Source organism: Lactobacillus sp. N54.MGS-719, from assembly GCF_000980505.1.
Lineage (GTDB): Bacteria > Bacillota > Bacilli > Lactobacillales > Lactobacillaceae > Lactobacillus > Lactobacillus amylovorus.
Genome location: NZ_LARO01000012.1, coordinates 1 through 24,279 on the forward strand (window position 1 = coordinate 1; position 24,279 = coordinate 24,279).

General features: G+C 37.2%; 23 protein-coding genes and 1 pseudogene. 20 read left to right on the top strand and 4 right to left on the bottom strand.

From position 1 onward, the window contains the following. Positions 1-98: 98 nt before the first annotated feature. From WS44_RS03575 to WS44_RS03640, 14 genes and pseudogenes are all read left to right on the top strand, one after another. Positions 99-821, top strand: a pseudogene (locus WS44_RS03575) (YlmH/Sll1252 family protein); the annotation flags it as partial. Then, entirely contained in the window at positions 797-1,633 is an 837-nt protein-coding gene (locus WS44_RS03580) for a DivIVA domain-containing protein (protein ID WP_013641734.1), read from the top strand. The pseudogene WS44_RS03575 and the gene WS44_RS03580, both read left to right, overlap by 25 nt. Before the next feature lie 225 nt (positions 1,634-1,858). After that, complete coding sequence (ileS, locus tag WS44_RS03585; RefSeq protein ID WP_022087713.1) at positions 1,859-4,642, top strand: isoleucine--tRNA ligase; 2,784 nt, start codon at positions 1,859-1,861, stop codon at positions 4,640-4,642. After that, positions 4,642-4,845: a cold shock domain-containing protein gene (locus WS44_RS03590; protein ID WP_013437635.1), complete on the top strand. Its 204-nt coding sequence runs from the start codon at positions 4,642-4,644 to the stop codon at positions 4,843-4,845. Before ileS ends, WS44_RS03590 begins: the two co-directional genes overlap by 1 nt. 18 nt (positions 4,846-4,863) lie before the next feature. After that, on the top strand, positions 4,864-5,433 hold the full coding sequence (locus WS44_RS03595; protein ID WP_022087714.1) for an NUDIX hydrolase: 570 nt from the start codon (positions 4,864-4,866) through the stop codon (positions 5,431-5,433). Next, positions 5,433-5,747, top strand: coding sequence for a hypothetical protein (locus tag WS44_RS03600; protein WP_046433171.1), 315 nt, complete (start codon positions 5,433-5,435; stop codon positions 5,745-5,747). Before WS44_RS03595 ends, WS44_RS03600 begins: the two co-directional genes overlap by 1 nt. Before the next feature lie 19 nt (positions 5,748-5,766). Next, the gene (locus WS44_RS03605; protein WP_046433174.1) at positions 5,767-6,462 is read left to right on the top strand and encodes a 5'-methylthioadenosine/adenosylhomocysteine nucleosidase; all 696 of its coding nucleotides are present in this window, start codon (positions 5,767-5,769) and stop codon (positions 6,460-6,462) included. 3 nt (positions 6,463-6,465) lie between these two features. Continuing rightward, on the top strand, positions 6,466-7,623 hold the full coding sequence (locus WS44_RS03610) for a cysteine desulfurase family protein (protein WP_013437639.1): 1,158 nt from the start codon (positions 6,466-6,468) through the stop codon (positions 7,621-7,623). A 47-nt stretch (positions 7,624-7,670) separates the two neighbouring features. Then, positions 7,671-8,012, top strand: coding sequence for a DUF1831 domain-containing protein (locus WS44_RS03615; protein ID WP_013437640.1), 342 nt, complete (start codon positions 7,671-7,673; stop codon positions 8,010-8,012). A 7-nt stretch (positions 8,013-8,019) separates the two neighbouring features. Further along, positions 8,020-9,147, top strand: coding sequence for a tRNA 2-thiouridine(34) synthase MnmA (gene mnmA / locus WS44_RS03620; protein ID WP_013437641.1), 1,128 nt, complete (start codon positions 8,020-8,022; stop codon positions 9,145-9,147). 95 nt (positions 9,148-9,242) lie between these two features. Beyond that, positions 9,243-9,902: a histidine phosphatase family protein gene (locus WS44_RS03625; protein WP_013641739.1), complete on the top strand. Its 660-nt coding sequence runs from the start codon at positions 9,243-9,245 to the stop codon at positions 9,900-9,902. Continuing rightward, the gene (locus tag WS44_RS03630) at positions 9,902-10,546 is read left to right on the top strand and encodes a tetratricopeptide repeat protein (RefSeq protein WP_014565727.1); all 645 of its coding nucleotides are present in this window, start codon (positions 9,902-9,904) and stop codon (positions 10,544-10,546) included. Before WS44_RS03625 ends, WS44_RS03630 begins: the two co-directional genes overlap by 1 nt. Next, a complete protein-coding gene (locus tag WS44_RS03635) occupies positions 10,546-12,897 on the top strand; it encodes an ATP-dependent RecD-like DNA helicase (RefSeq protein WP_014565728.1) in 2,352 nt (783 codons plus the stop codon). Before WS44_RS03630 ends, WS44_RS03635 begins: the two co-directional genes overlap by 1 nt. A gap of 110 nt (positions 12,898-13,007) precedes the next feature. Continuing rightward, positions 13,008-14,651, top strand: coding sequence for a nuclease-related domain-containing protein (locus WS44_RS03640; protein ID WP_288145679.1), 1,644 nt, complete (start codon positions 13,008-13,010; stop codon positions 14,649-14,651). A gap of 24 nt (positions 14,652-14,675) precedes the next feature. Here WS44_RS03640 and WS44_RS03645 read toward each other — a convergent pair whose 3' ends face one another. The 4 genes from WS44_RS03645 to def form a co-directional block, all read right to left on the bottom strand. Beyond that, positions 14,676-15,623: a YegS/Rv2252/BmrU family lipid kinase gene (locus WS44_RS03645; RefSeq protein ID WP_014565730.1), complete on the bottom strand. Its 948-nt coding sequence runs from the start codon at positions 15,621-15,623 to the stop codon at positions 14,676-14,678. 47 nt (positions 15,624-15,670) lie between these two features. Then, a complete protein-coding gene (locus WS44_RS03650) occupies positions 15,671-17,353 on the bottom strand; it encodes a ribonuclease J (RefSeq protein ID WP_013437647.1) in 1,683 nt (560 codons plus the stop codon). A gap of 6 nt (positions 17,354-17,359) precedes the next feature. Continuing rightward, positions 17,360-17,581 (bottom strand): DNA-dependent RNA polymerase subunit epsilon, encoded by a 222-nt coding sequence (locus tag WS44_RS03655; RefSeq protein ID WP_013437648.1) that lies wholly within the window; start codon positions 17,579-17,581, stop codon positions 17,360-17,362. A 330-nt stretch (positions 17,582-17,911) separates the two neighbouring features. Further along, positions 17,912-18,466, bottom strand: coding sequence for a peptide deformylase (gene def, locus WS44_RS03660; RefSeq protein ID WP_022087719.1), 555 nt, complete (start codon positions 18,464-18,466; stop codon positions 17,912-17,914). Between the two features lie 254 nt (positions 18,467-18,720). Between def and typA the strand changes: the two genes are divergently transcribed. From typA to WS44_RS03690, 6 genes are all read left to right on the top strand, one after another. Continuing rightward, positions 18,721-20,565 carry a translational GTPase TypA gene (gene typA, locus WS44_RS03665; protein WP_013641748.1) on the top strand — a complete coding sequence of 615 codons (1,845 nt, stop codon included), beginning with the start codon at positions 18,721-18,723 and terminating at the stop codon, positions 20,563-20,565. Positions 20,566-20,663: 98 nt separating this feature from the next. Further along, positions 20,664-21,848, top strand: a complete 1,185-nt coding sequence (locus tag WS44_RS03670) for a putative peptidoglycan glycosyltransferase FtsW (protein WP_013641749.1) — start codon at positions 20,664-20,666, stop codon at positions 21,846-21,848. Continuing rightward, positions 21,845-22,189: a YlbG family protein gene (locus WS44_RS03675; protein WP_013437652.1), complete on the top strand. Its 345-nt coding sequence runs from the start codon at positions 21,845-21,847 to the stop codon at positions 22,187-22,189. Before WS44_RS03670 ends, WS44_RS03675 begins: the two co-directional genes overlap by 4 nt. Continuing rightward, positions 22,186-22,737: a 16S rRNA (guanine(966)-N(2))-methyltransferase RsmD gene (gene rsmD, locus WS44_RS03680; RefSeq protein ID WP_013437653.1), complete on the top strand. Its 552-nt coding sequence runs from the start codon at positions 22,186-22,188 to the stop codon at positions 22,735-22,737. Before WS44_RS03675 ends, rsmD begins: the two co-directional genes overlap by 4 nt. Beyond that, entirely contained in the window at positions 22,737-23,231 is a 495-nt protein-coding gene (coaD, locus tag WS44_RS03685; RefSeq protein ID WP_013641751.1) for a pantetheine-phosphate adenylyltransferase, read from the top strand. Before rsmD ends, coaD begins: the two co-directional genes overlap by 1 nt. Then, positions 23,215-24,249, top strand: coding sequence for a SepM family pheromone-processing serine protease (locus WS44_RS03690; protein ID WP_046433184.1), 1,035 nt, complete (start codon positions 23,215-23,217; stop codon positions 24,247-24,249). Before coaD ends, WS44_RS03690 begins: the two co-directional genes overlap by 17 nt. Positions 24,250-24,279 lie beyond the last annotated feature (30 nt).

Consider the following 24,279-nt stretch of genomic DNA (forward strand, 5'->3'; position numbering starts at 1 on the left):
AAGGACATTATGCAGTGAGGCTTGTGCCTCTTTTTTAATGCAAAAAATCCTATTGATAGAATATCATAGAAATCTATCAACAGGATTTATCATAGAACCTTTTTAATCAGTTGATTTTTAAACATGAATCAATTTTAACGGATTTTCTAGATCCAGCTAAAAGAGATATTTTGAAAACAATTGTTGGTAATGATGCCTTTATCCAAGAGTATGGTGGTTATTCTGACGCAGAAAAGAAGAGGGTATTTTTAAGCGAGGAATGGGTTAATCTTCGTCCAGACGCTTACCAAATTCAGCCCTATGAAATAGATTACCCTCAGAAATTTATTCAAATTAATCACAGTGGCGTCTTAGGTACTTTAGCTAATTCAGGCATTGATACTGATACTTTTGGTGATATCATTACTGATGGAAATGGCAAGTGGCAGTTTTTTGCTAAAAAAGAACTAGCTGATTTCTTTGAAGAACAAATCGATCGAATAGGAAGAGCACAAGTAAAATTAAAACCAATTACGTTTAAAGAGGTTTTAGTGCCCGAAGATGATTCTAGTGAAAAAACTGAAATTGTTGCTTCTATGAGAATCGATGCTGTTTTGTCTGGGATCAGCAAACAAAGCCGCGGCCAAATCCAAAAGATGATTAATAGTCAATTAGTCAAATTAAATTGGCATGACGTAATAGATTCTAATATAATGGTAAAAGAAAATGATGTCTTAAGCCTAAGACATTTTGGTCGAATTTTAATTGAGGATGTTTCGGCTACAAGAAAAGGTAAGTATAAGGTGGTGCTCAAACTTTGGCAGACAAAAAAACGCAATTGACTCCAATGGATATTCATAATAAGGAGTTTAAGTCTAAGGGGCGTAATGGTTATGATCGCTACGAAGTAGACAGCTTCTTAGATGAAATCGTTGATAATTATGGGGATGCGCTTGATCAAATCGTTGATTTAAAGAATGAGGTTGTATCTTTAAACTCTAAGATAAAAGATCTGCAAGCTCAAGTTGATGAATACAATGACAAGAAGAAATCAATCAATAAGTCTCTTATTTCTGCTCAACAAAATGCAGATGAAATGAAAGAAAGAGCAGAGGCAGAAGCTAGACGCATTGTTGAAGATGCTAAAAAGCAAGCTGAGACTGATACAAATTATCAAAAGCAACAACAAGAAGTTATTTCAAGCGATTATAAGCGCTTGAAAGAGCAAATTGGTGAATTCCGTAATCGGATGCAATCAATGTTACAAGATGAAATTGATAATTTGAGTGATGAACGTTGGCAACATGCATTGGATGAATATTTCCATACACAACGTTTCTATCCAGGTGGCGGTGCTGAACCTCTTCCAGCTGGTCCAGAATCACAAGAAGAAGAGTTTGCTCGTGAAGCCGCATTAGACGATGATGACGACGAAGATATTGACAACTACGATGAAAATGACGTAAACTCTTCTCAAGACCCTGATGATTTGAGTTTAGAAACGCCAGATGATCCTGACGACGATGACAATGATTCAGCTCCTAAGCCAATGACAGGGGACAGTCCGAGTCATGAGACAGTTAATATTAAGCCCGACGATGCAGCAAGCAAGTTAGGTTCAATGATTGTATTTCCGGACGATTATAAAAAATAGCTAATTAGATTGACAGTAAAACTTGATGGCAAATCAGCGAGTTAGTGATGGTGCGAGACTAACATAAGAGCCGGATAGTTGATCAGCTGCCTATTGATCTAAACGTATTTTGCACGTTACGCAAAATTAAGTGGAACTCATTTTGAGTTCAATTTAGGTGGTACCACGGTTAACCTCGTCCTAATTTGGGACGAGGTTTTCTTTTTTTAGAAAGGATTAATGTTAATGAGAATTAAGGATACGCTTAATTTAGGTAAAACTAAATTTAAGATGCGTGGTAATTTACCCGTTCGTGAAGCTCAATGGCAAAAAGAATGGGAAGAAAATGATTTATATGAACAAAGATTAAAGTTAAACGAAGGTCACCCTCGTTTCGATTTACATGATGGCCCTCCATTTGCTAACGGTAACATTCACATGGGTCACGCTTTGAACAAGATTTCAAAGGATATCATTGTTCGTTACAAGAACATGAATGGCTACTATGCACCTTACGTTCCAGGTTGGGATACTCACGGTCTTCCAGTTGAACAACAATTGGCTAAAAAAGGTGTAGATCGTAAGACAATGGATCGTGCTAAATATCGTGAACTTTGTCGTCAATATGCTGAAGAACAAATTCAGAAGCAAATGACTGACTTTAAACGTTTGGGAGTAATGGCAGATTGGGATCACCCATACATTACTTTGCAACACGATTTTGAAGCACAAGAAATTCGTGTCTTCGGTGAAATGTACAAGAAGGGCTACATTTACAAGGGTAAGAAGCCAGTTTACTGGTCATGGTCAAGTGAATCAACTTTGGCAGAAGCAGAAGTTGAATACAAGGATGTTGAAGCAAACTCAATTTTCGTTGCTTTCCCTGTAACTGACGGTAAGGGTATTATCGATCCTAAAGATACTTACTTTGTAATTTGGACTACTACTCCTTGGACTATTCCAGCCAATGAAGCAATTTGTGTTAACCCTAAGTTTGACTATTCAGTTGTTCAAGTAGGCGACAAGAGATATGTTGTAGCTAGCGGCTTACTTGACAAGGTTGCTGAAGAAATCGGTTGGGATAACTACAAGGTTGTTCAAACTGTAAAGGGTGCCGACATGGAATACATGAAGGCTAAGCACCCAATCTACGATAAGGAAAGTCTTGTAATTGAAGGTTTCCACGTAACTTTGGATGATGGTACTGGTTTAGTTCATACTGCACCTGGTTTTGGTGAAGATGACTTTAACGTAGGTCAAAAGTACAATTTACCAATCTTCAGCCCAGTAGATGCACATGGTTGCTACACTGATGAAGTACCTGAACTTAAGGGTATGTTCTACCAAGACGTAGATAAATTGATGATCCAAAAGCTTAAGGACGCTGGTGCACTTCTTAAACTTAAGGTCTTCACTCACTCATACCCACACGATTGGCGTACTAAGAAGCCAGTTATCTTTAGAGCAACTACACAATGGTTTGCTTCAATTTCTCCATTTAGAGATCAAATTCTTGATCAAATTGATAAGGCTGAATTCATCCCTTCATGGGGTAAGACACGTCTGTACAACATGATTAAGGACCGTGGTGACTGGGTAATTTCACGTCAACGTGCTTGGGGTGTGCCACTTCCAATCTTCTACGCTGAAGATGGTACTCCAATTGTTACTCCAGAAACTATTGAACATATTGCCAAGATCTTTGAAAAAGAAGGATCAAACGCTTGGTACACTCACACTGCTAAGGAATTATTGCCAGACGGCTTTACTTCAGAACACTCACCAAATGGTGAATTTACTAAGGAAAAGGATATCCTTGATGTTTGGTTTGACTCTGGTTCATCATGGTCAGGCGTAATGGAAAAACGTGATGGCTTGCACTTCCCAGCAGACCTTTATCTTGAAGGTAGTGACCAATACCGTGGTTGGTTCAACTCAAGTTTGATTACTTCAGTTGCTGTAACTGGTAAGGCACCATACAAGGAAGTATTGTCACAAGGTTTCGTATTGGATGACAAGGGGCACAAGATGTCTAAATCTCTTGGCAATGTCATTTCACCAAATGACGTAATCAAGCGTATGGGTGCTGAAATTATTAGACTTTGGGTTGCTCAAGCTGATACTACTTCTGACGTTGCAGTTTCAATGGGTATTTTGCAACAATCAGCAGAAGGCTACAGAAAGATCAGAAACACTTTCCGTTACATGCTTGCTAACACCAGTGACTTTGATCCAAAGGAAAACCGTGTTTCTTACGATGATCTTCGTTCAGTTGACCAATACATGGAAGTTAAGTTGAATGACTTAGTAAAGGACTGCTTGGCTGCATATGACAAGTTCGACTTTACTACAGTATTTAAGAAGGTCTTCAACTTTATTTCAAATGACCTTTCAGCATTCTACCTTGATTTTGCTAAGGATGTTCTTTACATCGAAGACCAAGACAGTCATGCACGTCGTTCAATGCAAACTGTAATCTACGACGCAGCAGTTAAGTTGGACAAGATCTTGACTCCAATTTTGCCACACACTATGGAAGAAATCTGGGGCTTCTTGAAGGAACCAGAAGATTACGTACAACTTGCTAACATGCCTAAGGTTGAAGGTTATGCAAATCATGATGAACTCCTTGAAAACTGGGGTAAATTCATGAACCTTCGCAATGATGTATTAAAGGCATTAGAAGATGCAAGAAACAAGAAGTTGATTGGTAAATCATTCGAAGCAGCTGTAACTATTTATCCAGATAAGGAAACTAAGGCTATGCTTGATGATTTAGATGCTGACTTCAGACAAATCTTGATCATATCTAAGTTAACCATCGCTGATGGTGAAGCACCTGAAGATGCTGAAAAATTGAATAATGCAAGTATTGTAGTTGAACATGCTGAAGGCGAAGTTTGTCCTCGTTGTAGAATGATCAGAACTGATATTGGTGAAGATCCTAAGTTACCAAAACTTTGTGGTCGTTGTGCTAAGATTGTAGAAGCTGATTATCCAGAAGCTGTTCAAGAAGGATTAGAAGACTAATGCGTTTAGGTACTGTTAAACAATTCGATGATGGCAGCAGCTACGGCTTTATTGAAGATGACAAGAATCATAAATCATACTTTGTCTTTTATAAGGCCATTAAAGAAGAAGGCTATAAAACCTTAAAAGTAGGCGATAGAGTTAAGTATCAATTAGCTCAAGGTAAAAACGGCCTGCAATGCGTTAATGTTTATTTAGCCTAAAAGGAGACACGAGACTTAGTGGATTTAAAAGAAAAAGAAATCTCATCGCAGCAAATTTTTCAAGGACGAATCTTAGATTTATCAGTTCGCACAATTAAGCTACCTAATGGCGAAACTGCAACAAGAGAAATAATTAAACACCGTCCAGCATCTGGCGTGATCGCAATTAACGATGAACAAAAGATGCTTTTGGTAAAGCAATGGCGTGAAGCAATTAAACAAATTACGCTCGAAATTCCAGCAGGTTTAATTGATCCTACAGATGCCAGTCCTCTTGATGCAATGAAGCGTGAATTAAATGAAGAAGGCGGCTATAAGGCAGATTATTGGGAAAAGGTAAGTGAATTTTACTCAAGCCCAGGCTTCTGTGATGAAAAGATGTATCTTTTCTACTGTGATACTTTGACTAAGCTTACTGACAAACGTTCATTGGATGAAGATGAATTCTTGACCGCTGATTGGTACAGCTTAGACGAATTGAAGAATTTGTTATCTGAAGGAAAAATCGTTGATGCCAAGACTATTTATGCAATTACCGTTTGGGAAAACATGTTGTTGCGTAATGCTCAAAGCGAGAATAAAGAATAATGACAGAGAAACGTTCTGATTATCGTAAACGGCAGAAAAAAGGTTTAATAGATAAAGTCAAGTCAGCTTTTTCAAATAATGATTCAGAAGAAGTTGATGTTAATCCCGATTTCACCAAGGATAAAAACGAGGTTGAAAATCGATGTCGTCCCTTGGCTGGGGATGGACAAGAGTTTTATCAACGCGATGAAACTATTGATAAAGAGACAGTACGTGAAAATAAGTCTTTAAAACTGAAAAAAAGATTGAATCGTGCTATTCTGTTAGTAATCGTGTTGATAGTTTTAGTGCTACTTGCGCTATTTCATTTATAATTTGGAAATGAGGAATAAGATGAAGATTGCGATTATCGTCCCAATGGCTGAAGAAGCTGAATTTTATCGTAATCATTTCCATTCAGAAAATAAAGAAATGTTCGGATCTACTGAATTCGAACATTTTTCTGTTAATGGCAATGATGTATATTTAGGTTTGAGTGGTATTGGTAAAGTCCAAGCAGCCATGAATCTTTCTAGTTTGTTAACTAGTGTTGATATTGATGTAATATTTATGACTGGTTCAGCTGGTGCCCTTAAAGAAGATGTTCATCAAGAAGATCTTGTTTTGCCTAATGCATTTGCATATTATGATGCGCATAATACCGCAGCTGGTAACTATGTAGAAGGTCAAATTCCACAACAACCAGCTCAATTTGTACTTGATTCACCAAAACGTGCAGCATTTGCAAATTACTTGAAAAAGCAAAATGTTGCCTTTCGCGAAGGCTTAGTAGTAACTGGTGACTCATTTATTGCATCAAGTAAGCAAAAAGAAGAAATTAAAAAGAATTTTCCAGACGCTTTATGTGTTGAAATGGAAGGTGCGGCCTTTGCACAAGTTGCTCATGCCTTTAATAAGCCATTGGTTGCTATGCGTGCAATTTCCGATAATGGTGATGGATCAGCTAACGAAGATTTTAATACTTTCGTCAAGAAAGTGGGAGCTAAGGCCGCTAAGTTAATTAGTGATTATGTAGAAAAGATGAATTAGAGTATGCGTGAAATTTATTTAGATAATGCCGCCACAACCCCTATGTCTCCTAAGGTAATTAATGTTATTACTGATGAAATGAAGAATGATTTTGGTAATGCATCAAGTACTTATGAATTGGGACGTAAGGCCAGAAACGTGATTGACAAGGCTCGTCACCAAATTGCGGAAAGCATTAATGCTAAAGACGGAGAAATTATTTTTACTTCAGGTGGTTCCGAAAGCAATAATACTGCAATTTTTGGAACAGCTTATAGTCGTAAAAATAGTGGTAAAAAAATCATTACCACTAAAATCGAACACCCATCAGTTTTAAATCCGATGAAACGTCTTGAGCAAGAAGGCTACAACATTGTCTATTTAGATGTTGATGAAACTGGTCATATTTCTTTGGATCAACTAAAAAAGGAATTGACTCCGGATACGATTCTAGTTTCAACTATGGCTGTTAATAACGAAGTTGGTTCGATTATGCCTTTAAAGGAAATTGGCGAATTGGTTAAAGACAGCAATGCTTACTTCCATGTTGATAATGTCCAAGGAATGGGCACAATTGATATCGATGTTAAGGCCATGCATATTGATTTATTATCAGTATCGGCTCATAAAATTAATGGACCTAAGTTTTTAGGTTTCTTGTACGAAAATGCCGATATTAATATTCCTAATTTAGTTTTAGGCGGCGAACAGGAAACTAAACGTCGTGCAGGAACAGAGAATGTACCTGGAATTGCTGGTTTTGGTGAAGCTGTTAAGGAATTATCAGAAATTGGTCATGAGAGCCTGCAAGAAAAATATGCTCATTTTCAAGATATTATTTTAAAGACCTTGGACGATAATGACATTGACTATGAGATCAATGGTGGATATGGAGCCGGCTATTCACATCACGTATTGAATTTGTGGCTTAAGGGAGTTTCTACCACTTCAATGCAAACCAATCTTGATTTGAACGGCTACGCTGTTTCAGGTGGTTCTGCATGTACCGCGGGCTCATTAGAGCCTTCACATGTTTTAATTGCATGTTTTGGTACAGATTCTCCACGCATAAATGAATCGATTAGAATCTCATTTGGGCGTTATAATACAGAGGAAGAAATTAAATCTTTTGCGCAAGAACTAGTAAAAATTGCTAAAAGAATTCAATCAAAAAATAAATAGTTGCTTTTAAAAAGAAAGCAACTTATTATAAATAAGTGAGGAAAATTATGGCAAATACAGTTGTGATTAATGGTGATAAACGTAAATTTACTTTAAGTTCTGATTTGAAGCTTTATGCTTTAATAGATGCAGGCTTTGTAAAGACACCAAAGGGTAACTTCAATTATGAACATCCCCTTTACAATGATTCACCTTATAATGCACCTACTAAGTTGAAGATGACTATTAATAAGGATTTGTCACATTTAACTATGGTCGTTACTGATCGCAGTGGTTTGCAAAAAGTTAATATTTTTAAGAATAAGCAATTAGCGCCTACTGTTGAACTTTTAAACTACATTTTAAAAGATCTTGAAGAGCGTAATATTTTGCTAGAGGTAAAGGATTGATTGAATAATGGTTGACAATAGTAAGATTAGGGTAGTTGTTGGTATGAGTGGCGGTGTTGATTCATCAGTTTCAGCACTTTTACTCAAGCAACAAGGCTACGACGTTGTCGGCGTATTTATGAAGAACTGGGATGACACCGATGATGCTGGTGTTTGTACCGCTACAGAAGACTACGAAGATGTAAAAAAGGTAGCCGACAAGATCGGTATTCCTTATTATTCAATTAATTTTGAAAAGGAATATTGGCATCGTGTGTTCGAGTACTTCTTAAATGAATACAAGAAGGGCAGAACTCCTAACCCAGATGTAATGTGCAACAGCCAGATTAAGTTCAAGTCATTCTTGGAATTCGCAATGGATTTGGATGCAGATTATATTGCAATGGGTCATTACGCAAAGACCGTGAAGGATGCAAATGGCGTAACTCACATGATGCGTCCAAAGGACGGTAACAAGGATCAGACCTACTTCTTGAGTCAATTAAATCAAGATCAAATTAAAAAGGTCATCTTCCCATTAGCTAACTTAACTAAGCCTCAAGTAAGAGAGATTGCTTTGGCAAATGGTTTAGCTACAGCTAAGAAGAAGGATTCTACTGGTATTTGCTTTATCGGTGAAAGAAACTTTAGAAAGTTCTTGAGCGAATTTTTGCCAGCTAAGTCAGGTAAAATGGTTACCCCAGACGGTAAAGTTGTCGGTGAACACGCTGGCTTAATGTACTACACTATTGGTCAAAGACAAGGTTTGGGCTTAGGTTCAACCAAGGAATCAACTGATCCATGGTTTGTAGTTGGTAAGGACTTAAAGAAGAATGAATTGATCGTTGAACAAGGTTATGACAGTCCACTTCTTTATGCTAGTCGCTTGAAGGCAAGTGATATGTCATTCTTTACTGGCAAGCCAGATCATGATTTCGAAATGCATTGCAGTGCCAAGTTCCGTTATCGTCAATGTGATATTGGTGTTACCGTTAAGTATCATGCTGCTGACAATACTGCAGATGTTTACTTTGATGAACCAGCACGTGCTGTTACTCCTGGACAAGCACTTGTTTTATACAATGGTGAAGAATGTTTGGGTGGCGGCAACATTGATGCAGCTTACCAAGAAGATAAGCAACTTCAATTAGTTTAAGAGAAAGCTAAAAAGGATGTTCGTGTTTTCGAACATCCTTTTGTTTTGTGCTAAACTATTACTAATAACTACAGATTTTCGGGGGAATTTAAAATATGCAAATTTATTTTGTGCGTCATGGTAAAACTGAGTGGAATTTAGCCAGTCGTTTTCAAGGTGGACATGGTGATTCACCCTTGCTTCCACAAAGTAAAAAAGATATTCAAAAATTAGGTAAATATTTACGCGGAACAAAGTTTAGAGGCATTTTTGCTAGTCCGCTTGATCGTGCTTTTAATACAGCCCAAGGAATTGACGATGCAATGAATGCTAATTTACCAGTTACAATTGATGAGCGCCTGCGTGAATTTAACCTAGGTGATATGGAAGGTATGAAGTTCGCTGATGCGGAAAAGAAATATCCTAAGCAAATGGATAATTTCTGGCATCACCCAGATCAATATGATCCTACTGAATTACACGGAGAAGACTATCCTCATGTAATTGCTCGTGGTAAGTCTTTTGCTGAAGAAATGGCTAAGAGATTTCCTAACGATGACGACAAAGTTTTAGCTGTTAGTCATGGTGCTGCTTTGTCCGCAATTATGGGTGGCCTTTTGGGTTATCCTTTGAAGGATATTCGTAAAAATGGTGGTTTAAGTAATACTAGTTTAACGATTTTGGAAACCAAAGATGGCGGTAAGACATTTAAGCCTGTTGTTTGGAACGAAACTAGCTACTTAGGCAGAAAATTATCTAAAACGGATTCTTTATAATGAACAATAAAATTGAGAAGCTATATAACGAAGGCAAAGTAGATCAGGCGATTCATTTATTGATCAAAAAAATAGATGAAAAACCGCAAAATATTGAAAATTATTTACAGCTTTCAACTTATTTAATTGAGCAAGGCAGTGCCGATCAGGCACAAAAACTGCTTGAACAAGCACAGCATCTGGTTAAGAAACCACGTGAATTAAGCTACAACTTAGCTGTTTGCTACTATATGCAAGGTGATTTTGATAAAGCGCTGAATTTACTAGATCAAATTCCTAATGATGATTTAACTCTTTACCAAAAGGCCTTAACTTACTTGAAACTAGGTCAAAGTCAAAAGGCTTTAGCTTATGCTTTAACGATTAAAAAGATCGATGAACGCGTGCAAGAATTGCTAGGCGATATTTGGTTAAGCATGGGTGAAGCTAAACAAGCCGAGCAAATGTATTTAGCTATTCCGGAAGATAAAAGAACAGCTAAGGTCTATTTTTTGCTAGGTGTAACGACATTAGAAAAAGATCGTGATCACGCAGAGAAATATTTTGATCAGGCTAAACAAATGGATATCAAGTATTATCATCATGCAATGAATCAATATGTTTCAATTATGAAAATGCTAAATAATAAGGAAAAGAAAAAATAATGGTCGAATTTACCGGTAAGGTTAACGGGATCGTTTTCGAGAACGACAAGGATTTATATAAAATTTTAGATGTTGAAATTATTGGCTCACTAGAAAACTATTCACGCGATGAAATAAAAGTGACCGGTAATTTTGGCGATATTCAAATTTCAGCTAGTTATCGTTTTGAAGGCAAACTTGTGATGCATGAAAAGTTTGGTTTGCAATTTAGAGCTACTAGCTATAAGCAGGTTTTGCCGCATGAAGAAGGTTCATTAACTAAATATTTGAGTTCTGATAAATTCCCAGGCATAGGAAAAAAGGCTGCCAATACGATTATCGATGAGCTAGGCTTAAATGCTTTGGATATTTTAAAAGAAAAGCCTGCTAAGATTGATACTTTATCTTTAACTAGAAAACAAAAAGATAGCTTGCTTTCTGGGCTGAATTCAATGGATTCTTATTCAGAAATTGTCTTGAAATTAGCACAGTACGGGATCAATCGTCGAATTGCAGCTAATATTTATCAGTTATATCATGGCGACAGTCTAAAGAAACTGCAAACAGATCCTTATGCAGTGATCAATGATGTAAGTGGTTTTGGTTTTAAATCAGCCGATATGTTGGGTAAACAGTTAGAAATTAAGGATGATGATCCCCGCAGAATCAACGGTGCGATTTATCAGGTGTTGATTGACGCTTTAAGTGGTAGCGGCGATACTTATGTACCGCTTAAGGAACTTCTGACAGAAGCAAGCAAACTATTGCAAATTGATAAATTTGATCCTATTGCTAATTGTGTCCTTGGTTTGCAACAAGATGGCAAGATCGTAGTCAATGATGATGTAGCGGCTTTACAAAACATCTACCAAACGGAAGTTGATATTGCTCACTCGATGAAATATTTGGTTGAATCCAGACAGGATCAAGAAGATGAACAATATAGCGAGAAAGAGATGAACACAGCCATTAAGGATGCAGAAAAAGAATTGAAAATTAAATATGACGAAACGCAAAAATTAGCTATCAAAAATGCGTTGAATCATCCTATTTCAATTTTGACTGGTGGCCCTGGTACAGGTAAAACTACGATTATCAACGGAATTTTACTAGCTTTGAGAAAGCTGGCTGAAATCCCAGCTTCTGCTTTGTACAGTGAAGATCCACCATTCCTTTTGGCTGCACCTACTGGCCGTGCGGCTAAGAGAATGAGTGAGATTACTGGTATCGGTGCTAAAACGATTCACAGAATGCTGGGATTAGGTATTGGGGATGCAGGCACTGGTGAACTAAATGAATTAAACGGTGAAATATTAATTATTGACGAGATGTCGATGGTTGATATGTTCTTGTTTAAACAGCTTTTGTCCAGTATTAATCAAATTCGCCATATTGTCTTTGTCGGTGATAAGGATCAGCTTCCATCAGTTGGTGCGGGTAATGTTTTCAGTGATTTGATTAAGTCGCAAGCATTTCCAACAACGATTTTGAAAGAAATCCATCGACAAGGTGACGATTCAACGATTATTTCGCTTGCCCATGCGGTCAATGAAGGTGTGAATGAAGGTGCTTTATTTAAGAAGACAAAGAACTATTCATTTATCAGCTGTCGACCAGATTTGGTGGGGGATGCAGTTGGTCAAATTGTTGAACTTGCTTTAAAGCGTGGTTTTGCTAAAGATGATATTCAAGTTTTAGGTGCAATGTATCATGGCAATGGCGGAGTAGATAACTTAAACGATATTATTCAAGAAATCATGAATCCGCCTAAGGCTAAAAGTAAGTCACTGGAAGCTCATAACGAAACTTTCCGGATTGGCGACAGAATTTTGCAATTGCAGAATAATCCTGAAAAGGACATTTATAATGGCCAAATCGGTAAAATTAGCAGTATCGATGAAGAGAACTCCGAAGAATGCATGGTTGCCAAGTTTGATGATCGTGAAGTTACTTTTGGGCGAAAAGATTTAAATGATTTAACTAGGGCCTATGCGATTACAATTCATAAATCTCAAGGTTCAGAATTTCCATTAGTAGTTCTCAACCTAACGATGCAGAACTATGTGATGCTGAAACGAAATCTTTTGTATACTGCAATTACCCGTGCTGAAAAGAATTTGGTGTTAGTAGGAGATCCTAGAGCTTTTGAAGCGGCCTTTAAAACATCAGGCAATGACCGTAAAACTGGTCTAGCTTCCAAATTACGTAAACAATTAGGCATTACGGTTAAACCGGAAAATGTTCAGGAACCAGAGTCAAAGCCAAAAGAAAAAACAAAACCTAAGCAACCGGAGGATTATATTCTAACTCCTGAAAAAATTTATTCAGGTGAAATTGATCCAATGATCGGTATGGAAGATATTCATTTATAAACCTAAAAGAGTCTTATGATCTAGGTATCATAAGGCTTTTTGAATATACAAAAGCATGATATAATTAGGATGCTTAAACGCATGTTCTAAGGAATAAAAAATGAATTAATATGGAGATTACAATTATTACGCTGACAGTAGGTCTGATCACCTATTGTTTTTTTCGGTCAATAAAAGCTAAGAGCAGAGTGAAAAAAGTGGAACTCAGTGATACAGATAAAGAAGAATTTAATAAATTAGAAAAGATTGCAGGAAAACAATTGCCATATCGTTTTCCAAATAAGCGGGGATTGACTTTTCAGATTGTTGAATTTATTCGTCCCGGATTTATTAAACGGAGAATATTTGATCGCAACGGTCACTGCTTATTCTTGATTAAGTATAATTTAGATCGAACGATTGCGGAATTTATCGAATTTGGTGTTACAGATGGTCACTATTTTAGAAAGACCGTTTGGAATGAAAAAGATGAGAAAAACGAATTTTATCAATATCAAAAGCAACAGATTACCGATTTCGCTAAAATAAAAACGAAGCTGCAATATTATCGTTCTATGGTGCAAGAGAAAAAAGCAGAAGTTCTACCTCTTGAAAATGACATGAAACAATATGCTAACGAACTCGAAAACCACGCTTATTATCAAAAAGAATGGGTAAAACGAGATAAAGTTACGGATACTGCAGCTATTCATTCGTTAGAAAAAGCGGAGAAACTAGATTTCACTAAAAAACGTGATCTGAGACGGGCATTACAGTTGCGTAATGTTTTGCGAATTAGTGCGATTAATTCCGGTTTTAAAACATACAACAAGAATGTTACCAATTTTCAAAAAAGAATGACCGATTTGCATTTAGGAAAAATCAAGTATCTTCATCCAATGGATGTTTTATCTGATCATGATTTGCGGCATGCTAGTAATCTTTTAGCCGGAGCTGCTGCAGAAGAATTAGTCAATAAAAGAATTAAAGAAGTTCAGTTTGGCAAAATTTTAATTCATAATTTGATTTTGCCATATCCGTATGAAAAGCAAACTAAACTGGGCAACAACCAAATTGATCACTTGGTTATTGCATCTAGCGGTATTTTTTGTTTTGAAACTAAGGCTAGAACGAGTAAGAACCATTCTTACGATATGCTTAAGGATTATAGTGAAATAGCTGATCAAGTAGCTAAACATAAAGAAAGCATCAAGTATGTTCTAGAAAAAAGCAACAATCCAGCAATCATTAATTTGTTAAAACGAATTCCTAGTATAGATCAGTTGATTCGTAATGTAGTTGTGGTAGTTAGTCGTACTGAAGAAAAATTTACTCTAGAAAAGATCGAAAGATACGAGCGAGTAGGAATTGAAGTTTGTCAATTAGATGATATTCAATCTTTATTAGTCAAAGCACCGGCAGGCATTGGATTGCAGCCAGAAGAAGTCTCCGCAATAGGGGAAGAAATGACTAATAATAAGGCACTAGAAGAGGAAAAGACTTTTAGTGAAAACATTTTATTATTTGAAGATGACATGAAACTGGATGAAAAAGCTGTTGATGAGCAGCTTTACCATGCTAACCAAGTAATTAAACATATTGAGCATATCAATAATTTATTAGCAGATTATTTATCAGGTGCACGTGAATGGCGTCAGTTGTATCAACAATACCGCTATTGGAAGAAATTTTATGATCAAGTACGTAGCTTTGTAGATGCGGAAACGTATTATAAACAGCATCAGATAGATAAAGAAATTTTAGACAAAATATAAAAGCCAAAGGAGAAATCCTTTGGCTTATTTTAATAGATTGAAATGATCGATTTTGAATTTAACTTTAAATCCTTGAGCATTTACATCTTCACCATCAATTTGAGCAAATTCAGGTTTTCTAGTTTCAACTTGAATTTCTTGGGCTTCCACATAATGAAATTGCGGCGCATTCACGTGTGAACCATCTTTTAATAGCTTACTGAAGAGAAAAATGAATTTACTTAAACTAGGTTTTTCAACGATAACAGTGTCCAAATGGTGACTATAAACATCAGCTTTAGGCAAAATAGCAAAGCCACCACCAAAATAAGGGTGATTGGTAGTGGTAACAAAATAAGCATCGCTGTAACGCCAAGTTTTGGCTTTGGTTTTTACAGTTACAGTAAATGTGTCTTGTTGCGCCAATGCCTTGACGACATTAAGACCATAGATCAGATTGCCCAAATTGAGTCGGTTAAGCATATCCTTTAATTTTTCATGGTTGCTTTGATAAACAATAAAAGCATCGAAGCCAATCCCAAAATTATTGACAAAGTAGCCGGTATTTTCTCCCGGTATGTTTGCAGAAAAATAGCCGCAATCTACTTGTTCTGGGGCTAGATCATTGAGCAAATTATGGACTAATTGTCGAGGATCAGCTGTTAGTCCAGCACCACGAGCAAAATCGTTACCTGTTCCAGCTGGCAAATAAGTAATAGGGGTATCAGGATAGTTAGATGCTTTAATGCCATTTAATACTTCATTAAATGAACCATCCCCGCCTACTACAATCAGAATATTATTTTCGCTTGGATTTGTATTGACATAGTTTTTAGCTAGAGTAGTCAATTCCTTGGGAAAACGACTTTTTTGCCAGGTAAAAGGTATATTTAATTCGTTTAACACTTGTTGCAATGCGACGTTAGCTTTCTTTGCATTACCATTTCCAGCTGTTTCATTGACTAATAAATGTACTTTTATTTTTTTGCTCATAATTAAATTCTATAGTTCTAAAATAAAAGGCTCCCGAAGGAGCCTTATTAGCTATTTTTTTCGATGATGATTGGTAAAATCATTGGCCGTCTTTCAGTCTTCGAGTAAAGGAAGTCAGATAAGTTTTCGGTAATTGCCTTTTTAATTTCGCTTTCCTTAGGTTTATCTGATTTTGCCATTTCGTTTCTAAGAACATGGTAGACATGTTTTTGAGCCTGACTGATTAATTCAGTTGATTCTCTCATATAAACGAAACCACGACTTAAAATATCAGGTCCGGCAAGAACACGTTTATGCTTGTAGTCAACTGTAGCTACAGCTACTACTAAACCTTCTTCTGAAAGAATTTGACGGTCGTGAACTACGACATTGCCAACATCTGCTGTACCGGAGGTATCAACATAAACATCACCAGCAGGGATGCGACCAGCAATTCTTGCACCGTTTGGACCAAAGCAGACAACTTCACCGTTAGACAAAACGAATGTATTTTCTGCAGGAACACCAGCTTCTTGAGCAAGTTGAGTGTGAATTACCTGCATTCTGTATTCGCCGTGAACAGGAATCATGTACTTAGGTTTGGTTAAACGAACCATCATCTTAAGTTCTTCTTGACCACCGTGTCCAGAAGTGTGGACGTTGTTTACACGTCCGTGAATTACATTGGCTCCGCCTTCCATTAATTTGTTAATTAAGTGGTTAACGCTCAATGTGTTACCTGGAATTGGGTTAGAAGAGAAGATTACTGTATCACCAGGTTGCAAAGTGATTTGTCTGTGAGTACCGTTAGCAATTCTAGATAAAGCTGCTAAAGGTTCACCCTGTGAACCAGTACATAAGATCATCACTTTGTCAGGTGGCAATTTGTTAATTTCATCAGCATCAACAATTAAATCCTTAGGTACATGCAAGTAGCCTAAATCAATACCATTGTCGACACCATTTTCCATGCTTCGCCCGAAGATAGCTACCTTTCTGCCAGTATCAATTGCTGCTTGAATCGCAGTAGATACACGGTAAAGGTTAGAAGCGAAAGTGGCAAAGATGATTCTACCATGAATACCAGTAATGATATTATGAAGCGATTGTGCAACGAATCTTTCAGACTTCGTAAATTGCGTAACTTCAGCGTTAGTTGAGTCTGAAAGAAGGGCAAGCACACCTTCGTTTCCTAATTTAGCCATCTTTTGGAAATCTGGAGCTGGCTGATTCATTACAGGAGTCAAGTCAAACTTGAAGTCACCGGTAAAGACAACAGCACCAAGTGGTGTATGAACAGCGATTCCCAAAGTATCAGGAATTGAGTGAGTTGTTCTAAAGAATGAAACGGAAAGCTTCTTGAACTTCAAAACAGTGTCTTCATGCTCTTCATGTAGTTCGGTCGTCTTTAAAATTCCGTGTTCTTCCAACTTACCTTTAATTAAGGATAGGGCAAATGGAGTTGCATAAACTGGAATTTCAGGGATCTTTTCCAATAAGAATGGAATACCACCAATGTGGTCTTCGTGTCCGTGACTAACTACTAGCGCCTTGATTTTCTTACGATTTTTAACTAGGTAGGAGTAATCTGAGATTACGTAGTTGATACCTAATAAATCATCTTCGGGGAATTTAATACCACAGTCCATGATGATAATTTCATCCTGGTACTGCACACAATACATATTCTTGCCAATTTCATGCAAACCCCCGATTGCATAAACGGCTACTTCATTATTTTTAATTCGCACTCTTTATTACTTCTTGTCGAACGTCGTTAACTTGAAGTCAGCGTGTTCTTTTTCGTAAGCTAAAGAATTACCTGTTAATTCTTGGATGAGTTCAATGTTATAGGGGGTGTTGTCCTCAACCATGCTTCTTGCTTCGACCATGTTGTCAGCCTCCATGTAAAGAGTCTTAGTAGTTTCTCTACGAGGATTGACAATCTTGTCTTTTTGATACAAAACTTTGTAAATCATAAATGATTCTCCTTATTAATGTATAAACGTTCAATTTTGAGTAAAAAATACTCAATAGCTATTAAAAATTCTATCATATTTATAAAACTAAGTATATAAATATGTTTGAATCGATTTAGAGTGATAATTTTTTAGTAATATTATTGACGTAAAATAACGTAGGTTGTACCATGAACGTGTAGTAAATGATTAATAAACTCATTTGCTCGCTGTAAGAAGTCTCTTCAATCTTCTTAATTCCCAATGTATGAGCCACTGGTTTAGTCGCCCAGTGGTTTTTTGTATCAAAAAAGGCCTGCAATTGCAGGTCTTTTTGCGTTTAAATAACGATTAAGAAATCACTACTGTATCTTCTTTAAGGGCGTATGGTTTTTGCTTGTTGATTCTGTCGTAGAACAAGTGGCCGTTTAAGTGATCGATTTCGTGAGAAGATACGATAGCTGGGTAATCCTTTAAACGGATAGTCTTTTCTTCACCGTCAACAGTGTAGTAGTGAATAGTCAACTTGTCTGGACGAGGAACGTAGCCGTTGATTACTTCATCAACACTTAAGCAACCTTCACCTTCGCTTAAGCAAGCTTGGCGAACAGATTCAGAAATAATTTCAGGGTTAACGTAAATTTCTTTGAAAATAATTTTACCTTCGTCGTCAGGAACTAAAAGTGCAGCCATTTGAACACTTTCGCCGACTTGAGGAGCTGCTAAACCAACACCTGCTCTAAGTTGGTGCTTTTCAGCAATCTTGGGATCTTGTGAGTTGACCAAGTATTCCATCATATCGTCTGCTAATTTTTTGTAGTGATCGCTAAGTGGAAAAGTAAGTGGCTTAGCGACTTTGCGCAAGACAGGATCGCCGTCGCGCACAATGTCTTTCATTAAAATCAAAATAATTACTCCTTTTAAAAAAATAAGATCTAACTATATTTTTACCATAATTCAGAGGATTTTGCTTGATTAAAGATAAAATAAATGAAAAGTTAAATGAGTGTTAAGCGTTGACCGGCGTGCAGTTAGGTGGTAAAATTCACTAACGTAACTATACAGATCAAAAAAAGAAGCACTTCGATAAAGCGCAGAAGCGTTACCGGAACTGTGGCCTAGTCACAGTTTTTTTATTGAAGAGTGGGGAGGAAATACTTTTGTCAGAAAAAAGAAGAGACGATCTTAGAAATATCGCTATTATTGCCCATGTTGACCACGGTAAAACTACTTTGGTTAACCAATTATTGAAGCAATCCGATACTTTACCAGAACACATGAATCTGGAAGATCGTGCTATGGACTCAAACGCCATTGAACGTGAACGTGGTATTACTATTTTGTCAAAGAACACAGCTGTTCGTTACAAGGATACTACTATTAATATCTTGGATACGCCAGGACACGCTGACTTCGGTGGTGAAGTAGAACGTGTTATGCACATGGTAGACGGAGCATTGCTTTTGGTTGATGCTTACGAAGGTCCAATGCCACAAACTCGTTTCGTATTGAAGAAGGCTTTGGAAGCTGGTGTAAAGCCAATTGTTGTTTTAAACAAGATTGATCGTCCAGGCGCTCGTCCTAAGAAAGTTTTGGATGACGTACTTGAACTCTTCATTGAATTAGGTGCTAACGATGAACAACTTGACTTCCCAGTTGTTTACGCATCAGCTTTGAATGGTACCTCATCATATGATCCAGATCCAAGTACTCAAAAGGAAACTATGGATCCTATCTTTGATACCATTCTTAAGTACATTCCTGCTCCAATCGACAACTCAGATGAACCACTTCAATTCCAAATCACTATGCTTGATTGGGATGACTACGTTGGTCGTATTGGTGTAGGTAGAATTTACCGTGGTAAGGTTAAGGTTGGCGACAACATCACTGTTATGAAGCGTGATGGTTCAACTCAAAACTTCCGCGTTACTAAGTTGTTTGGTTACTTCGGTTTGAAGCGTAACGAAATTAAAGAAGCTAAGGCCGGCGATATCGTTGCCATCAGTGGTATTAATGATATTTACGTTGGTGAAACTATTGCTTCAGCAGATCACCCAGAAGCTTTGCCACTTCTTAAGATCGATCCACCAACACTTCAAATGGACTTCGTTGCCAACGACTCACCATTTGCTGGTCGTGAAGGTGACCAAGTAACTCCTAAGAAGCTTGAAGACCGTTTAATTCGTCAAACTCGTACTGATGTTTCTTTGAAGGTTGAACCTACTGATCAATTAAATGCTTGGACTGTTTCAGGTCGTGGTGAACTTCACCTTTCAATTTTGGTTGAAGAACTTCGTCGTGAAGGTTTCGAATTACAACTTTCACGTCCTAAGGTTATTTACCGTGAAATTGATGGTACTATGTGTGAACCATTCGAATCTGTTCAAGTTGATACTCCAGATGAATATGTTGGTTCAGTTATTGACTCCCTTTCACAAAGAAAAGGTGAAATGCAAAACATGGAGTCAACTGGTAACGGCCAAACCCGTCTTGAATTCTTAGTTCCATCACGTGGTTTGATTGGTTACAATAACGAATTCATGTCACAAACTGGTGGTTACGGTATCATGAACCACACCTTCGCAGCTTACAAGCCAGTTGTTAAGAACTGGAACCCAGGCCGTCGTAATGGTGCTTTGGTATCAATCAACCAAGGTCAATCAACTACTTACTCACTTCAATCAGTTGAACAACGTGGTGAATTATTCATCGGTGCCGGTGTTGAAGTTTACGAAGGTATGATTGTTGGTCAATCAAGTCGTGAACGTGATATTGCCGTTAACGTAACTAAGGGTAAGAACTTGACTAACACCCGTGCTGCTGGTAAGGACCACGCTGCTGCAATCAAGACTCCAAAGACTTTGACTCTTGAAGAAGCCATTGAATTCTTGAACGATGACGAATACTGTGAAGTAACTCCAGAATCAATTCGTTTACGTAAGAAGATCTTAAACACTTCAGAACGTCAAAAGGCTGACAAGAAGCGTAACCGTACTAAATAATTACTTTTACATAATTGCTAAAAAGTCATTGCTTAATAGAAGCGATGACTTTTTTGTTTTATAATTAAAAAGTAATTTCACATAAAGGGGCAACGCTCGTGCGTCGAAAATTAAATTATCTTAATTACCGAATTTTTATCCCTTACTTAATTTTGGTAGTAATCGGAGTAATTTTGGTATATTCAGCTAGTTCTGATATTTTATTAGTTAATGGTTTTAAACCAGATGTTTATGGAATAAGACAGGCAATTTATGCTGTAGCTGCATTCTTCGGCTTTGGTGTACCGTTTTTTGCAGTAAAACTAAAAGTCATCAAAAATCCAAAATTTGTGGCAGGCTTTCTAATACTTTGTATTCTGATGCTTTTTTGGTTGGTAATATTGAAGTTTGCCCATGTTAGCTCAGCGGAAGTTAATGGGGCCGTGGGTTGGATCAACTTAGGTTTTATTAATTTGCAGCCACTGGAAGTAACAAAACTGGCATTGGTTATCTATTTAGCCTATGTTTTGGACAGAAGAGATGGGAAGTTTGTAAGAGGAAAAATTAAAGGCAATCTTTCTCACCCTGCCATTTTGTCAGCATTCTTGATGTGCTTGGTAATTGTGGAACCTGACTTTGGTGGTACAGCTATTTTGTTCATGATCACTTTGGTTATGTTCTCAGTTTCAGGTGTGCCAACCAGATTAGCTTTAACTTGGTTAGTTGGTATTGCAATCTTTGTCGGCATAGTATTTATTATTGTCGTTACTTGGAATCCAAAATTCTTGCAAGAAAGTTATCAATTCCAACGACTAATGTCATTTTTGCATCCCTTCCAGCTTGAAAGAAAAGGTGGAGCCCAGCTAGTTAACTCATATTATGCAATTCATAATGGTGGTTTATTTGGCGTAGGACTAGGAAACAGTATGCAAAAACGCGGCTATTTGCCAGAACCTTATACTGACTTCATTTTGTCAATTACCGCTGAAGAACTTGGTGTCGTTGTCACGATTCTTTTGGTAGGACTTTTATTCTACTTAATGTGGGAAATCATGGAAGTGGGCATCAATGCTAGTTCACAATTTAACGCTCTGATCTGCTTTGGTGTTGCCACAATTCTATTCACAGAAGCCTTATTCAATATTGGTGCGGTATTGGGCTTATTGCCAATTACTGGGGTAACGCTGCCGTTTATTTCATATGGTGGTTCATCAATGATCGTTTTGACAGCTGCAGTTGGTTTAGTCCTGAATGTCTCCGCAAACGAAAAAATGTTACAAGAAAAGGATGAAACGGTCGCATGAGTATAAATAAAGAAATTGAAGGTACGCATTTAATTAAACGCGTTGCACTGATTATTTATTTAAAATCAGTAAGTGATCAATACAAATTACGGCGCTATGGTGACATTGTTTATTTCTCTAAAAAAATGAAATATTGCATGCTTTATGTTAACCGTAGAGAAGCTAAAGAAATGCAAAGACAAATTGCTAGTCTTGATTTTGTTACTTATGTAGAAATATCAGCTGAAGATGAAGTTAATCTGAATAGCGAACACATTGAAAAGCAGATAACCGAGATGGCTAAAGCAGCTGAGGAAAAACTGCAGTTAGAACAAGAAAAAAATGAGGATCAGATGCAATGAGAATTATTTCAGGAAAATATGCTAAGAGAAATTTATTTACTTTAAAGAGTAATCGTACGCGACCAACTAGCGATAAAGTAAAAGAATCCTTGTTTAATTCATTGGGACAATTTTTCAATGGCGGCAATGTACTTGATTTATACGCTGGTAGTGGTGCTTTAGGAATTGAAGCTGTATCAAGAGGTTGTGATCACGCTAGCTTAGTAGATATTAACCATGCAGCATGTTCAATCATTAAAAAGAACGTTGCATTAACTAAGGAAGAAAATCGCTTTGATATTTACAATATGCGTAGTTCAGCAGCCCTAAAGCTGTTTGCGGAAAAAGAACTAAAATTTGATTTAGTATTTTTGGATCCTCCTTATGCAAAAGAAAAAATTGCTAAGGATATGTTGCAGATGAATAAATTAGGCTTGCTAAATGATGATGCAATTGTCGTTGCTGAAACTGATGATCACACCGAATTAGGACCAATTGAGGGCTTCTCTTTAGTTAAGGAGCATCATTTAGGCAAAACAATTGTAAGAATTTATCGAAAGGATAAATAATGACTGTCGCACTTTTTCCAGGAAGCTTTGATCCAATTACCAATGGTCATGTAGAAACCGCTAAGAAGGCCGCTCAGATCTTCGACAAGGTATACGTTGTAGCGATGACCAATACGTCTAAACATTATTTATTTACGGCAAAAGAACGGGCTGATTTTATTAGGGATGCACTAAAGGATATTCCTAATATTGAGGTGCTAGATAAACCAGATATGTTAACCGTTAATTTGGCACATGAATTACATGCTAGGGCCATCGTTCGCGGCGTCCGCAATAGTGCTGATTTTCGTTATGAGCAAGAAATTGCTGGCATTAATAAAAGACTAGCTCCTGATATTAATACAGTTTTGCTGTTTAGCAGTCCAGAAAATTCTTTTGTAGCTTCAAGCATGATTAAGGAATTGGCTCGTTTTGACGAAGACGTGCATCAGTTTTTGCCGGAGAAGGCTGCTAAAGCACTAAGGAAGAAATTAAATCATGAACAATCAAAATAAATCTCATCGATTACGCAATTGGCTAATTACAATTATTGCAATCATAGCCGTTGCGTTTTTGGCCTTTTGGCCAACTGATTATTATATTGAGTCACCGGGTGAGGCGGTTCCTGTAGGACAATTTATTAAATCATCCAATAAGAAACCCAATAACTTTTATCTGGTAACGGTAAGCGTTACTAGCCGGCCGGCTTCGATTTTGCAATATTTGTGGAGTTATACTAGACCGCATAATGATCGTGTGCCTAGCAAAGAGCTGTTAGGCGGTCAGACAAGTGCTCAATATAATGAATTGCAAAATTGGTATATGGAAACTAGCCAACAAAATGCAATATATTATGCGGCTAAAAAAGCTGGTAAAAAGCATAGCTTAAAATATCTTGGCGTTTATGTAATGGAGGTACAAAAGGGTTCTAGCTTTAAGAACAAACTCCAAATTGGCGATACGGTTTTAGGTGCCAATGGTCATCGTTTCCATTCAACTGAAGAAATGATGACGTATTTACGTAAACAAAAGATAGGTAGCCCTGTAACAATCTCTGTTCTAAGAGGTAAAAAGAAAAAGCAGTTTACCGGTAAGATTGTCAAAGTTAAAGGGACTAATAAACCTGGCATCGGTATTCAATTGGTAGAACACGTAGAAGTTAAAACTAAGCCTAAACTATCAATCAATGCTGGTGAGATAGGTGGTCCATCTGCTGGCTTAATGTTCACACTAGAAAGTTATGAAGTCTTTACCAAGCAGAATTTAAGTCATGGTCACAAGATTGCCGGAACAGGTACAATTGCACCAAATGGTAAGGTTGGTATCATTGGCGGCGTTGACAAGAAAGTCGTTGCCGCTAGTCGAGAAGGTGCAGAAGTCTTCTTTGCTCCAACAGACTCAACTGATGTTAAGAAGAGTCAGACGAATTATGCGGTAGCCAAACGAACTGCCAAGAAAATTCATACTAAAATGAAAATTGTTCCTGTCGCTAATTTTGATGATGCACTCAACTATTTAAAAAAACATTATTAGAAAAAAATAAAAAATAAAAGTCCAGAAAAA

Bases quoted from the DNA above. Each gene is read 5' to 3' on its own strand.
- WS44_RS03690 (WP_046433184.1), top strand. From the start codon at position 23,215: ATGAACAATCAAAATAAATCTCATCGATTACGCAATTGGCTAATTACA.
- WS44_RS03645 (WP_014565730.1), bottom strand. From the start codon at position 15,623: ATGAGCAAAAAAATAAAAGTACATTTATTAGTCAATGAAACAGCTGGA.
- WS44_RS03635 (WP_014565728.1), top strand. From the start codon at position 10,546: ATGGTCGAATTTACCGGTAAGGTTAACGGGATCGTTTTCGAGAACGAC.
- WS44_RS03655 (WP_013437648.1), bottom strand. From the start codon at position 17,581: ATGATTTACAAAGTTTTGTATCAAAAAGACAAGATTGTCAATCCTCGT.
- WS44_RS03590 (WP_013437635.1), top strand. From the start codon at position 4,642: ATGCGTTTAGGTACTGTTAAACAATTCGATGATGGCAGCAGCTACGGC.
- WS44_RS03640 (WP_288145679.1), top strand. From the start codon at position 13,008: ATGGAGATTACAATTATTACGCTGACAGTAGGTCTGATCACCTATTGT.
- mnmA (WP_013437641.1), top strand. From the start codon at position 8,020: ATGGTTGACAATAGTAAGATTAGGGTAGTTGTTGGTATGAGTGGCGGT.
- WS44_RS03675 (WP_013437652.1), top strand. From the start codon at position 21,845: ATGAGTATAAATAAAGAAATTGAAGGTACGCATTTAATTAAACGCGTT.
- WS44_RS03610 (WP_013437639.1), top strand. From the start codon at position 6,466: ATGCGTGAAATTTATTTAGATAATGCCGCCACAACCCCTATGTCTCCT.
- WS44_RS03600 (WP_046433171.1), top strand. From the start codon at position 5,433: ATGACAGAGAAACGTTCTGATTATCGTAAACGGCAGAAAAAAGGTTTA.
- rsmD (WP_013437653.1), top strand. From the start codon at position 22,186: ATGAGAATTATTTCAGGAAAATATGCTAAGAGAAATTTATTTACTTTA.
- WS44_RS03615 (WP_013437640.1), top strand. From the start codon at position 7,671: ATGGCAAATACAGTTGTGATTAATGGTGATAAACGTAAATTTACTTTA.
- ileS (WP_022087713.1), top strand. From the start codon at position 1,859: ATGAGAATTAAGGATACGCTTAATTTAGGTAAAACTAAATTTAAGATG.
- WS44_RS03625 (WP_013641739.1), top strand. From the start codon at position 9,243: ATGCAAATTTATTTTGTGCGTCATGGTAAAACTGAGTGGAATTTAGCC.
- WS44_RS03605 (WP_046433174.1), top strand. From the start codon at position 5,767: ATGAAGATTGCGATTATCGTCCCAATGGCTGAAGAAGCTGAATTTTAT.
- coaD (WP_013641751.1), top strand. From the start codon at position 22,737: ATGACTGTCGCACTTTTTCCAGGAAGCTTTGATCCAATTACCAATGGT.
- WS44_RS03630 (WP_014565727.1), top strand. From the start codon at position 9,902: ATGAACAATAAAATTGAGAAGCTATATAACGAAGGCAAAGTAGATCAG.